Raw genomic sequence first — 12,811 nt, 5'->3', positions numbered from 1 at the left:
ACATCCCCTTCGCCCCGCGAGCGGGGAGAAGGTGGCGGCAGCCGGATGAGGGGCAGCCCTCACCTATCTCCTGGACCGTGGATGACGCTCCTTTTCGCAACAGGCCGGACCGATGTCAGCGCTTGAGGATATAGTCGCAGAGACGCTCGGCGGCGACCGCCACCTGGGCGGGGTCGCGCAGAAAACAGGCGCGCAGGAAGAGTTCGCCGCCGGCGCCGAACGCGGCTCCGGGAGCAAGGCCGACGCCTGTCTTGTCGACGATGTCGATCGCAGCCCTGCGGCTGTCGGCGACGCCGTCGATCTTCAGGAAGGCGTAAAGCGCGCCGTTCGGCTTCAGCGTCTCGACGCGGTTGGTGGCGACGAGCGCATCGCAGAGAATATCACGGGAGCGGGCCGCCTTGGCGATATTGGCGACAACGAAATCGTCGCCCTGATTAAGGGCTGCGACGGCGCCCTTCTGCATGAACTGGGCGACACCCGATGTCGAATACTGGATGAGATTTTCCAGCACCTGTCCCATCTCGGGCGGGGCGACGATCCAGCCGACGCGCCAGCCGGTCATCGACCAATTCTTCGAGAAGGAATTGACGAAGACGATCTTGTCGTCGGGCTCCATCACATCGAGGAAAGAGGCCGCCCGGCCGCCGGCAAAATAATAAAGGGCGTAGATTTCATCCGCCATGATCCAGAGGTCGTGCCGGCGGGCCAGCGCCAGGATATCGGCCAGATCCTTTTTCGTCGCCGTCCAGCCCGTCGGGTTCGACGGGGTGTTGACGAAGATGCCCCTGGTCTTCGGCGTGATGGCCGCTTCGACGCGGTTCAGATCGACCGCCCATTTGCCGCCTTCGAACTGCAGCTCGACACCGACGGAGCGCGCGCCCGCGATTTCGAGGGCGGCGGCGATATTCGGCCAGGCGGGGGTGAGATAGACGAACTCGTCACCCGGTGAGGTCAGCGCCTGCACACAGAGTTGGATCGCCTGCATGCCGGAGCCGGTGACATAGAAATGCTCGACCGGAAGCCGGATTCCGAAATGCCTGGCGTAATAATCCGAAAGCGCCTGGCGAAGCTCGGGAATGCCGCGCTGCCAGGTATAGAAGGTCTCGCCCGAAGCAAGCGCGTCCATCGCCGCCCTGCTGATGAAATCAGGCGTCGGCAGGTCGCCTTCCCCCACCCAGAGCGGCAGCAGGCCTTGCCGGCCGCGGGCATAATTGACGACTTCGACGATCCCGCTTTCTGGCGCCGCCATGGCGCGCGGGCTGAGGCTCTTCACGATCGACATGCATATCTCCGGTTTCCGCCTTCATAGAAGATTTATGGCGGCAAATCCCATGATATCGAGTGATGGCATATCGATTTTCGTGATGGATGGCAGGGTCGGCCGACGGAAAAAATCCCGCCGGGAGATTGACGCCCGCCCCTCATCCGCCTGCCGGCACCTTCTCCCCGTAAAACGGGGAGAAGGGGATCTGCCGCGACCTCTCCAGTCCCCACCTACCTCTCGCAAGGCACGTCCCCTCTCCCCGTTTTTACGGGGAGAGGGCTAGGGTGAGGGGCAGCTATCGACGCGAACGGACAGTAGCGGGGCCCCGATCAGGCCGTCGGGCGTGTGGCCAGAAGATCGCGGATCTCCGTCAGCAGCTGAACGTCAGCCGGCGGCGGGGGCAGCTCTTCCGGTGCGGCCTTTTCCTGGCGCTCGACCTGCAGGCGCAGATAGTTCACGCCCTTGACCATCAGGAAGATGATCCAGGCAAGGATCAGGAAGTTGATGAGCACGGTGAGAAAGCTGCCATAGGCAAAGACCGCCCCTTGGGCGCGGGCGGCGGCGAGGGTCGGCGCGTTGACGGCCGAGGACAGCGGCAGGAAATAATTGGAAAAATCGAAGCCGCCGAAAATGGCGCCGACGATCGGCATGATCAGGTCGTCGACCAGGGATTTGACGATGCCACCGAAGGCGCCGCCGATGATGACGCCGACCGCCAAATCCATGACATTGCCGCGGGCGATAAAGGCCTTGAATTCGTTGAGCATCGGATCCGTCTCCCTTCGATCCATTTCAGACAGTATGCGATGGATTTCATTAGCTACATCTTCATTGCAATTAATCAATCGACAATCGCAATTATTTGGCGATACGCCCGGCGGCCTTTGACTTAAGGCCTAGACGGGCGGGAATTTTCAACGCGCCTGAAATGACTTAAGCTGATCGACGTTGCGGGAGGTCCCGGCGGTTTTCCGCCGGCGGAGGGTCAATGCTTCCAGGCTGGGTCATATTCGCGTCTGCCTTCGGCTATCTGCTCCTGCTTTTCGCCGTGGCGAGCTATGGCGACCGCAAGAAGCGCGGCCCGGGCGCGCTGGACGGCGGCTGGCCGGTGGTCTATGCGCTGAGCCTGGCGATCTATTGCACCTCCTGGACCTATTTCGGCAGTGTCGGGCTTGCGGCGCAGCGCGGCCTGGAATTCGCCGGCATCTATATCGGACCCATCCTGGTCTTCACGCTCGGCATGCCGCTGCTTCGCCGGATCATCGAGCTTGCCAAGGCGGAGAAGCTCACCTCGGTTGCCGATTTCGTCGCCGCCCGCTACGGCAAGAACCCGACGGTCGCCACCATCGTGGCGCTGATCTCGCTGATCGGCACCATTCCCTATATCGCGCTGCAGCTGAAGGCGATCTCCAGCACCGTCAGCGCCATGGTCAATCCGTCCGATTACGGCATCGGCAGCGGCAATCTCTATTTCCTCGACCTGCCGCTCGTGGCAACACTGGTGCTTGCCTGCTTCGCCATCATGTTCGGCACCCGGCACACGGACGCGACGGAGCATCAGGACGGGCTGATCCTGGCGGTCTCCATGGAATCCGTGGTCAAGCTCGTCGCCTTTCTGACGGCCGGCGTCTGCGTCATCTGGTTTCTCTTCGACGGCCCGGCCGATCTCTGGCAGAAGACGGTCGACAACGGCCTCGTCATGTCGGCGCTCAGCTACCACACGCCGGTCAGCCGCTGGATCACCCTGATCGCGCTATCGGCCTTCGCGATCATCCTGCTGCCGCGGCAATTTCACGTGACGGTCGTCGAAAACCGGACGCCGAAACAGCTGAAACTCGCGGGCTTCCTGTTTCCCACCTATCTCATTGCGATCAATCTCTTCGTGCTGCCGGTGGCGATCGGCGGGCTGCTGACCTTCGGCGGCGCAGGCAACGCCGATTTCTACATGCTGTCGCTGCCGCTCGCCGGCGAGATGCCGGTGGTGTCGCTGATCACCTTCATCGGCGGCTTCTCCGCCGCAACGGCGATGGTCATCGTCGATTCCGTGGCGCTGTCGATCATGGTGTCGAACGACATCATCATGCCGATCTTCCTCAGGCGCAAACTCGCCGGCCGCGCCAGCCAGCGCGACAATTTCGCCAAGACGCTGCTCAACATCCGCCGCAGCGCCATTTTCGCCGTATTGCTGTTCGGCTATGCCTATTACCGCTCGACCGACAGCACCGCCGGCCTTGCCTCGATCGGCCTGCTTTCCTTTGCGGCGATCGCGCAGATCGCCCCTGCCCTCATCGGCGGGCTGATCTGGCGGCGGGCCAATGCACGCGGCGCGATCCTCGGGCTCACCTCGGGCTTCGTCATCTGGATCTATCTCTTGTTCCTGCCCTCGCTCGGCGGCCCGGATTATTCCTATGTGGCGAGCGCCGTGCTCGGCTTCATCTTCCCGGGCACCACGCTGTTTGCCGCGCCCGACGCCGATCCCCTGGTCAATGCGACCGTCATGAGCCTGCTCGTCAACACCGCCTTCTTCATCGTCGGCTCGCTCACCCGCAATGCCAGGCCGCTGGAACGCATCCAGGCCGGCATCTTCGTCAAGCGGCATTCGCGCTCGCAATTTGCCACGCGCGGCTGGAAGACGCGCATCAGCGTCGGCGATCTGAAGGCGGCGATCTCGCGCTATCTCGGCGAAGAGCGCATGCAGCGCTCATTCACCACCTACGAACAAAGCTCCGGCCGCAAGCTGGAGGACGAACAGCCCGCCGACATGGCGCTCATCCATTTCAGCGAGCAACTGCTCGGCAGCGCCATCGGCTCGTCCTCGGCCCGGCTGGTGCTGTCCTTGATCCTGCAGAAAACCGAGGACGCCTCTTCCGACACCGCCTGGCTGCTCGACCAGGCGAGCGAGGCGCTGCAATATAATCAGGACATGCTGCAGACCGCCCTTTCGCAGATGGACCAGGGCATCGCCGTGTTCGACAGCTCCAACCGGCTGACCATCTGGAACCGGCGCTTCCGGCAATTGCTCGACCTGCCGGAAAGCGCCGGCCAGGTCGGCTTCCCCTTGGCCGATATCGTCAAAACGCTCAGCGAGCGCGGCGACATCGCGCCCGGCGATCTCAGCCAGACGGTTCGGCATTTCCTGACGCTCGACAAGCCCTTCGCCCTGGTGCTCGGCGGCGGCGAACGGATCATCGAGGTGCGCTCCAACGCGATGCCGGACAAGGGCATCGTCGCCACCTTCACCGATATCACCCAGCGCGTCAGCGCCGACCAGGCGCTGAAACAGGCGAACGAGACGCTGGAGCAGCGCGTCGCCGAACGCACGGCCGAGTTGACCCGCGTCAACCACGAGCTTGCCGAGGCGCGGGCCGCCGCCGACGAGGCGAATATCGGCAAGACCCGTTTCTTCGCCGCCGCCGGCCACGACATCCTGCAGCCGCTGAACGCCGCCCGGCTCTATTCCTCGGCGCTGGTCGAGCGCATGGCGCAATCCGACAACAGCCCGATCGTGCGGAACATCGATTCGGCGCTGGAATCGGTCGAAACCATTCTCGGCGCGGTGCTCGATATCTCGAGGCTGGACACCGGCGCCATGCGGCCTCGGCTTGCTGCCGTCGCGCTTTCCGACCTGTTGAAGCGAATCGAAACCGACTTCGCGCCGATCGCCCGCGAAAAACAGCTGAAGCTGGTGGTCATGCCGACATCGCTCCGGGTGCGCTCCGACCCCAACCTGCTGCGCCGGCTGGTGCAGAACCTCGTTTCCAACGCCATCAAATACACGATCACCGGCAAGGTGCTGGTCGGGGCGCGGCGGCGCGGCAACCAGGTGATCATCCAGGTGATCGATTCCGGCATCGGCATTCCGCCGTCGAAATTCCGCACCGTGTTCAAGGAATTCGCCCGGCTGGACGAAGGCGCAAAAACCGCCTCCGGCCTCGGGCTCGGCCTGTCGATCGTCGACCGCATCGCCCGCGTGCTCAACCATCCTGTGGAGCTGCACTCGACGCATGGCAGGGGCACGGCGTTCCGCATCGCCATGCCGCTCGACGTCTCGCGCCCGGCCGAGGCGGCTGCGGCTATCGCAGCCACTGAGCGGCCGGGGCAGCCGCTCAAGGGGCTGAAGATCCTCTGCATCGACAACGAGCCGAAGATTCTCGAAGGGATGCGGCTGCTGCTCAGCGGCTGGGGCTGCGAGGTCGCGGCGCTCGATTGCCTCGCCGACGTGATCTCCAGCGACGGCCGTGACGGGCCGCCGGATCTCATCATCGCCGATTATCATCTCGACGACGGCACCGGCATTGCCGCCATCCTGCATCTGCGCCGGCAGTTCGGCGCCGATATCCCCGCTTTGCTCGTTACCGCCGACCGCACGCCGGAGGTGCGCAGCGAGGCCGAGCGGCAAGATATCGCCGTCCAGCACAAGCCGGTGCGGCCGGCGGCGCTGCGCGCCTACATCACCCAGATTTCCGGCCTCAAGCGCGCCGCCGCCGAATAAGATCAGTCCGCGCTCATGACGCGCGCCACCAGATCACGCACCCGCGCGCCATCCGGCACGTCGCCGAACAGGATGCGGTACATGATCGGCGCCACGACCTGATCCATGACGCATTCGACATCCGGGAAGCTTTCGGCGCGGGCCTTTGCCCTCTCGGCGATGAGGACGATCTGCTGGCGGGTATATTCGCAGCATTTGCAGGCATTGTCGCCCGCCTGCGCCGCCAGCACGTCGCGGATCATCTCGCGGCCCGGCCCGGAAGACATTTCCTCGGCATATTGCTCGGCCCAGGCTTGAAGATCGGCCTTGCCGCTGCCGGCATCGACCGGCTGCATATCCGGCCGCAGCCGCTCGACGGCGACATCGGCCAGAAGCTCCTGCAGGTCGCCCCAGCGGCGATAGATGGTCGACGGCGTCACACCGGCCCTGGCGGCGATCAGCGGGATCGTCACCTCGGCGCGGTTCATCTCGGCCAGCAGCTCGCGAACCGCCTTGTGCACCGATGCCTGAACCCGGGCGCTTCTGCCACCCGGGCGGAGATTCTCTTTCGCTGCCATGCCTTCAACCCGATCCCGATAACCCAAGGTTCAAAATCTTTGACAGAACCATAAACGCAAAGAATTTGCCTTTAACGCGCATTCACCTTACATGGAGCTAACGCAACGGCTTAGCTTTAAGGGGCTTATATATGCTCACCGCAGCCAAATCCACCGAGAATGCGCCGCGCCCCTCGATCGTTTTTCATGCGCTGACGCTCGCCACCTTCTTCGGCGCTTCGGCGGCGCCGACGCCGCTCTACCGGATCTATCAGCAGAATTTCTCGCTGTCGCCGCTGCTGATCACCGTGGTTTTCGCCGTCTACGCCTTCGCGCTGCTGGCAGCACTCCTGACCGCCGGTTCGATCTCCGATCATCTCGGCCGCAAGCCGGTAATCTTTTTCGCCCTTGTGCTCGAAATCATCGCCATGGGTCTCTTCGTCGTCGCCAGCGGCCCGGGCTGGCTGATCGCGGCACGGATCGTCCAGGGTATTGCGACCGGCATCGCCGGCGCCTCGCTCGGCGCCGCTCTCGTCGATGTCGACCGGGCAAAGGGGCAGACCGTCAATTCGATCGCGCCGCTTTGCGGCATGGCAGTGGGCGCGGTCGGCACCAGCGCCCTGATCCAATACGGCCCTTTCCCGATGCATCTCATTTATGCGCTGCTGCTTCTCGCCTTCACCCTGCTGGCGGCCGGCATCTGGCTGACGCAAGAGACCGGCGGCACACGGCCGGGCGCGCTCGGGTCGCTGATCCCCAGGGTCACGGTTCCCCAGCAGGTGAAGCGGCCGCTGTCGCTGGTGACGCCGATCAACATCGCCAACTGGACGCTTGCCGGCTTCTATCTCTCGCTGGTGCCGTCGCTGGTCGCCAGCACCACCGGCAGCGGCGCGCCGCTGACCGGCGGGGCGGTGGTGACGGCGCTGATGGCGAGCGGGGCGACCACCGTCTATCTCAGGCGCGGCAAGTCGGCATCGGCCAATCTCGGCTTCGGTGTATCGGCCAAGGCGCTCGGCATTCTGACGGTCGTTGCCGGCGTGCATCTTGCCAATGTGCCGCTGCTGCTGATCGGCACGGTCTTTACCGGCGCCGGTTTCGGCACCAATTTCCTCGGCTCGCTCGGCACCATCATGCCGCTCGCCAAGGCGGATGAGCGCGCCGGGCTGCTGTCGGCCTTTTACGTGCAGAGCTATCTCGCCTTCAGCCTGCCGGCGATCCTTGCCGGGTTCCTGGCGAGATCGGCCGGCTATGCGCTGACGACGGATATTTATGCGACTGTAATTCTGCTGTTGATGGGTGCCGGACTGCTGGGGCTTCGCACCGGACGGCGGAAGGCGGCGGCCTGAACACGGCCGCCACGAACGTCTCTATCCCGTTGAGCGGATCGGATCAGAAATCCTCCCAGCCATGCTCGGCCGGGGCTGTCGCCTTCGAACCGCCGCCAAACGCGGTCGCCAGCGTCTTCTTCAAGGCGCGAGCCGGCGAGGGAACCGGGATGGCGGCGTGCGACGATACGATTTTCGGAGCGGCGATCGGGCGCGGCGCATTCGAACGCGACATTGCCGGCGTCACGCCCGTGCCCGCATCGAGGCGAAACTGGCCCAACCGTCCGGAGAGGGCGGAGACCTCGGTCGCAAGCGTGTGGGCGGCGGCATTCGACTCCTCGACCATGGCGGCATTCTTCTGCGTCGCCTGGTCCATCTGATTGACGGCGGTGTTGATTTCCTGAAGGCCGGTCGACTGCTCGCGGGCGGATTGAACGATCGCGTGGACATTGCGGTCGATCTGCTGCACCTCCTGAACAATCCCCTCCAAAGCATCGCCGGTCTCGCGCACCAGGGCAACACCGTGGCGCACCTGGCCGCCCGAAGCGCCGATCAGCGCCTTGATCTCCTTGGCGGCGCCGGCCGAGCGCTGCGCCAGCTCCCGCACCTCCTGAGCGACGACGGCGAAACCCTTGCCGGCTTCACCGGCACGCGCGGCCTCGACGCCGGCATTCAGCGCAAGCAGGTTGGTCTGGAAAGCGATCTCGTCGATGACGCCGATGATATTCGAGATCGACTTGGAGGACTGTTCGATGTCGTTCATCGCCTCGACAGCCCGTTGCACGATCTGGCCGGAGCGTTCAGCATTTTCCTTCGTGCGAACGACCATCGATCCGGCTTCTTCGGCCCGCGCAGTCGAATCCTTGACGGATGTCGTGATCTGCTCAAGCGCTGCGGCGGTTTGCTCAACGGAGGCGGCCTGCTGCTCCGTCCGGCGCGCAAGATCGTCGGCAGCAGAACGGATCTCCTCGGTGCCGCTTTGGATGACCTCGGCATTTTGCGAGAAGGACACCAGCGCCGAACGCAGTTTGACGACCGACTCGTTGAAATTGATGCGGGTCTCGTCAAGCGTCGCGGCGAAAGGATGCTCGAGCGCGCTCGTCATGTCGCCTTCGGCAAGCTTTGCCAGGCCAAGCGCCAATTCACCGACGGCGAATTTGACATCCGCTTCCTGAGCCTGGTCGATCCGGGCGCGCTCGGCACGTTCCCTTTCCTGCAGCGCGCGGTTCTCTTCCGCCTCGGCCTCCAGACGCGCCCTGTCGCGATTGCGCTCCAACAGCGCCTTCAGCGAGCGCGAGAGATCGCCGATTTCGTCCTTCGCGTCCCCGTCCTTCAGGGTGACATCGAGTTTGCCCGCAGCAATCTCGGCAGTCTCGGCGATGACGCTGGAAATCCGGCCGACGAAGCGGCGTGCGATCAGCCACCCGGCAAGGCCGAGCAGCAAAGCCGCCAGGCTCGTCGCCACGATGGCATCCCGCACCACGGCATAGAGCGGCCCGAAGAGCGTTGCCTTCGGGACCGACACGATCGCATACCAATTGGGGCTCTCGGCAAGCTTGACGGCGATGGCAATCGCCAGCGAGACGCTGCCGTCCTCGTTGGTCATCTCCTGCTCGACACCGGGGTTGGCGATCAGCCGGTCCCAATCCGCCGTCTTTGCCCCGGCCTCGGAAAGGCTTTTGCCGATGAGGCCTGCATCGGGATGACTGACGATCTTGCCGGCGCTGGTCACCAGGCCGAGGAAGCCCGCTCCCATCGGCCGACTGGCCGACAGCGCCTTGGCCGTATCCTGCAGCGAAAGATCGAGGCCGGCAACGCCGACCGCTTTGCCGTCGATGACAATCGGCTTGGTGACGGAGGTCATCAAAACGTCTTTTCCATCGATCGCATACGAATACGGCTCGATGACCAGGGTTTTGCGCTGCGTAAACGGCAGCTGATAATAATCGCCCGGCCCCGCCGTTGCGTAGTCCGTCAGCGCGGTATGGGTGATCTGGCCGCCGCTGCGCACCCAATAGGGCACATAGCGGCCCGTCGTGTCGTATCCTTCCTTGCCGACATAATCCTTGTCCTTGCCGTCGAAAGCATTGGGCTCCCACCCGGTCCAGGTCGCCAGGATTGCCGGGTTGGCTTGCAGCATGTTGAGCAGGACCTTGTCCGCCTTGGCGCGATCGGTATCGCCCAGCTCCTTCATCGTCGTCAGCACGGCGTCAAGTCCGTCAACGATATGCACGGTGCCGCCGATATCTCTTTCGACCTTCAGCGCCTCTGATGTCGCGATCTGGCTCATCTGCTCGATGCTGCCGCTGCGAATTTCGGTATAGGACCGATAGAAAATGACGCTGGAAGCGACAATAACGGCAATAACGCCGCAAGCCGCCACAGAGAAAAGATTGCGACTTGTCGTAGACTTGAAAAGCATGTTCCCGCTCGCCCTCGCTGCTGTACTGGCGCACGCCTTAAGTCCCATTCGCCGGCTCGTTTAGACAATCGTCATCCAGCAAAAACCGAAGGCCCCCCAATATTCATGCTGGCAAAATTTGATTAAAAGAAAGTTCTTATTGGCGAGAGCACAGCCGCGATCCTTCAGATCCGCGCCCGTGCTTTAAGGCTTTGTTTTTTACGCATGTCTTTTCCGCAAACCCGCTGCACGGTTCTGCGCGACATGCTTGAGGGCAGCCGAATTATTCGACGGGACCGGCACTTTGGGGCTTGAGATCAAGCAGCGCGCGGCCGCTGCCGTCCATGGCGAAGGGCACCGAGGCGTGCTGATGGCTGACCAGCCAGCGGCCATCCCGCTTGACCAAGCCCAGCGTCTGGCGAAACCAGAGATCGACCTCGGCGCCATCGGTCTTGGTCCCGGTCATGCGCATGAGACCGCTCCAGAAGGCGACATCGCCGCCGAGCGTCAACCTGGCATCGCGCACTTCACCGCCGATCGGGCCTTCCCAGCTATCGAACCAGGCCTGCAGACCGGCTGCGTCCCTGCCGTTGCTGACGAGCGGCGGCGCCAGCGAAAACTCGACGGAATCCTCGGCCTCATAGGAAAGCGCCTCCTCGGCGTTCTTTTCGCCGAGCGCCTTGGCCCGCATCATCAGCATGGCGATAACCGCCTCTTCCTCGTGCCTGACATTGGCTTCGTCTTCCACAACCGTTCTCCTTTTCCGTTACAGGCAGAGGACGAACGGCAGGAGGACGATCCGACACGGATGCATTTCCGCTTTCGCAATTCCGGACGCAAACTGCCGCGCCATTTTGCCGGAATCGCCTCAGAGGTAACTCGTCACTTCAGGCTCGTTCCACCAGGCATCGTGCCTGCCGTCGTAATAACGGATGGGTAAGGCTGCCAGTTCCTCGGGGGCGATATCGTCGAGACAGGCAATGTTGATCGAGACATAGGCGCCGCCGATCGCCTCGACATAACCATCGCCAAAGGCGGGCACGCCGCAGGTGCGGCAGAAGCGGTGGTGACCGCTCATCGTATTGAACTGGTAGTCCGCTGTCTCGGCCTCGTCGCACATCAGCCGAAAATCCTCCGGCTTTACGTTGGCGCCCCAGTAGCGCCGCTTCGCGCAGATCGAACAATTGCAGCGACCGGTTCCCTCTTCGAGGTCCATATCCACTTCATAGTGCACTTTGCCGCAATGGCAGCTTCCCTTGTAGGTCTTCTTCATGGTGGGCTCCTCCTCACCGTTGCATCGGGCTCGCATATATGACAATATGTTGTCATTATGGATGAGATACAAAATGGACAACATGTTGTCAAACAAAATCGACCGGAGCGGACGATGGAGGGCAATGCCTTTTCCGCCTTCGCAATCACCGCCCTTCGCCTCGCCGGCCATCTGACGGCGGCGGGCGACCAGTTGGCCAAGCCGGCAGGCCAGACAAGCGCCCGCTGGCAGGTGCTGGCCGCGGCAAGGCGCGGCGACATGTCGGTGGCGCAGATCGCCCGCACGCTCGGCCTCGCCCGCCAGGGCGTGCAGCGGCTTGCCGATGTGCTGGAGGATGAAGGGCTGACCGCCTATGCCGACAACCCGCAGCACCAGCGCGCCAAGCTGGTGCGGCTGACGGCGGAAGGCGCCGTCAGGCTCGGCGTCATCGAGATGGCACAGGCCGGATGGGCGGATGGGCTGGGCGCTGCGTTTACACCAGCCGAACTCGATGCGGCGCGGGCGGTGATGGCGCGGGTGATGGAGATACTGAAGAGCGGTGAGGCGGCTGGCGGCTGAGTGGCTTACCTGTCTTACGAGGCTTGTTGTCGCCAATGATGCATTCAGTTTGGCGGGCACGACGCAAAGGCATATGTCGCTTTTGTCCGCGAGCATAGCGACCGACCAGATACGAAAAAAGGCCGGGCTAACCCGACCTTCCCTGCCATCTCAACGAACCGTGCCAGTACATCCGTGGTCACGATCCGGAGATGATATTCAAAAGCCTTGGAGGCTTAAGCCGCCTGAAGGCGGTCTGCCGACATCTTGCCGGACTTGTTGTCGCGGACGAGCTCGTAAGACAGCTTCTGGCCATCCTTGAGATCGCGCATGCCGGCGCGCTCAACGGCCGAGATGTGGACGAAAACGTCGGCAGCGCCGTCATCCGGCTGAATGAAGCCGAAGCCCTTGGTTGCGTTGAACCACTTTACGGTACCAGTGCTCATGACGATATCCTTTTCGAATCGCTCATAGAAGATTGCCGCGCGTACCGAAGCACGAGCGACGATGAAAACCGATTTTGGAGGAAGTTCGCCAGGAACGACGCGAGCGCCGTTTCAAAGTTCATCTAGCAAGATCGATGCGAGAACGTTTAATCGGGAATTGTGTCCGTGACAAGGCGTCCGTAAGGGAAAGTCGAATTCGAGCATTTGGGGCGAAAACGTCTTTGCCGCCGTACCGTGGCCGCCCCCCTCTGCCCTGCCGGGCCCGGGGCGAGCCACGGGTCTTGCCCGTCCTTCGGACCCCCACAGGTGGGGAGATCGACAAGTGGCCAAACCTTCCCGTCTCTCTGCCGGTTCGCCGGGCTGTGACGCCCGTTATTTGGGGAAGTCGGTAAACCCAGCCAATCTCCCCACCTGAGAGCCTGTGAATGTTTGGTAGCGGAGGCGATTGGATTGTGATTCTGTTGGGTCGTTGATTTGCTTGGGGGATGATGGTGGGCGACGACCTGTTCGAAGGATTGCCGGTGCATGGAGCGCGGC

At 63.0% G+C, this 12,811-nt stretch carries 10 protein-coding genes; 3 read left to right on the top strand and 7 right to left on the bottom strand.

Annotation, left to right across the window (positions count from 1 at the left end; genetic code table 11):
* Nucleotides 1-115 precede the first annotated feature (115 nt).
* On the bottom strand, nucleotides 116-1,282 hold the full coding sequence (locus ATY75_RS23110; protein ID WP_088939378.1) for a pyridoxal phosphate-dependent aminotransferase: 1,167 nt from the start codon (nucleotides 1,280-1,282) through the stop codon (nucleotides 116-118).
* Nucleotides 1,283-1,593: 311 nt separating this feature from the next.
* On the bottom strand, nucleotides 1,594-2,031 hold the full coding sequence (gene mscL, locus ATY75_RS23105) for a large conductance mechanosensitive channel protein MscL (RefSeq protein WP_012556543.1): 438 nt from the start codon (nucleotides 2,029-2,031) through the stop codon (nucleotides 1,594-1,596).
* 221 nt (nucleotides 2,032-2,252) lie between these two features.
* Between mscL and ATY75_RS23100 the strand changes: the two genes are divergently transcribed.
* Complete coding sequence (locus tag ATY75_RS23100; RefSeq protein WP_088939377.1) at nucleotides 2,253-5,756, top strand: PAS domain-containing hybrid sensor histidine kinase/response regulator; 3,504 nt, start codon at nucleotides 2,253-2,255, stop codon at nucleotides 5,754-5,756.
* 2 nt (nucleotides 5,757-5,758) lie between these two features.
* Here the strand turns inward: ATY75_RS23100 and ATY75_RS23095 are convergent, their stop codons facing one another.
* Nucleotides 5,759-6,313 carry a TetR/AcrR family transcriptional regulator gene (locus ATY75_RS23095; protein WP_064841252.1) on the bottom strand — a complete coding sequence of 185 codons (555 nt, stop codon included), beginning with the start codon at nucleotides 6,311-6,313 and terminating at the stop codon, nucleotides 5,759-5,761.
* A 131-nt stretch (nucleotides 6,314-6,444) separates the two neighbouring features.
* Here ATY75_RS23095 and ATY75_RS23090 point away from each other — a divergent pair, with 131 nt between their 5' ends.
* Nucleotides 6,445-7,638 carry an MFS transporter gene (locus ATY75_RS23090; protein ID WP_088939376.1) on the top strand — a complete coding sequence of 398 codons (1,194 nt, stop codon included), beginning with the start codon at nucleotides 6,445-6,447 and terminating at the stop codon, nucleotides 7,636-7,638.
* A gap of 43 nt (nucleotides 7,639-7,681) precedes the next feature.
* On the opposite strand, the gene ATY75_RS23085 is transcribed toward ATY75_RS23090, so the two are convergent.
* The 3 genes from ATY75_RS23085 to ATY75_RS23075 all read right to left on the bottom strand — a co-directional run bounded on the left by ATY75_RS23085 (nucleotide 7,682) and on the right by ATY75_RS23075 (nucleotide 11,291).
* Complete coding sequence (locus ATY75_RS23085) at nucleotides 7,682-10,039, bottom strand: methyl-accepting chemotaxis protein (protein ID WP_088939375.1); 2,358 nt, start codon at nucleotides 10,037-10,039, stop codon at nucleotides 7,682-7,684.
* A 262-nt stretch (nucleotides 10,040-10,301) separates the two neighbouring features.
* Nucleotides 10,302-10,766, bottom strand: a complete 465-nt coding sequence (locus ATY75_RS23080) for a nuclear transport factor 2 family protein (protein ID WP_088939374.1) — start codon at nucleotides 10,764-10,766, stop codon at nucleotides 10,302-10,304.
* A gap of 120 nt (nucleotides 10,767-10,886) precedes the next feature.
* A complete protein-coding gene (locus ATY75_RS23075; protein WP_088939373.1) occupies nucleotides 10,887-11,291 on the bottom strand; it encodes a GFA family protein in 405 nt (134 codons plus the stop codon).
* 57 nt (nucleotides 11,292-11,348) lie between these two features.
* Here ATY75_RS23075 and ATY75_RS23070 point away from each other — a divergent pair, with 57 nt between their 5' ends.
* The gene (locus ATY75_RS23070) at nucleotides 11,349-11,849 is read left to right on the top strand and encodes a MarR family winged helix-turn-helix transcriptional regulator (protein WP_190241410.1); all 501 of its coding nucleotides are present in this window, start codon (nucleotides 11,349-11,351) and stop codon (nucleotides 11,847-11,849) included.
* A 215-nt stretch (nucleotides 11,850-12,064) separates the two neighbouring features.
* Here the strand turns inward: ATY75_RS23070 and ATY75_RS23065 are convergent, their stop codons facing one another.
* The gene (locus tag ATY75_RS23065) at nucleotides 12,065-12,274 is read right to left on the bottom strand and encodes a cold-shock protein (RefSeq protein ID WP_003545273.1); all 210 of its coding nucleotides are present in this window, start codon (nucleotides 12,272-12,274) and stop codon (nucleotides 12,065-12,067) included.
* Nucleotides 12,275-12,811: the final 537 nt, after the last annotated feature.

The sequence above is a fragment of the Rhizobium sp. N122 genome (genome assembly GCF_002211295.1).
Lineage (GTDB): Bacteria > Pseudomonadota > Alphaproteobacteria > Rhizobiales > Rhizobiaceae > Rhizobium.
Note: the sequence above shows the minus strand (reverse complement) of the source record. Positions and strands in the feature narration are given on the sequence as shown.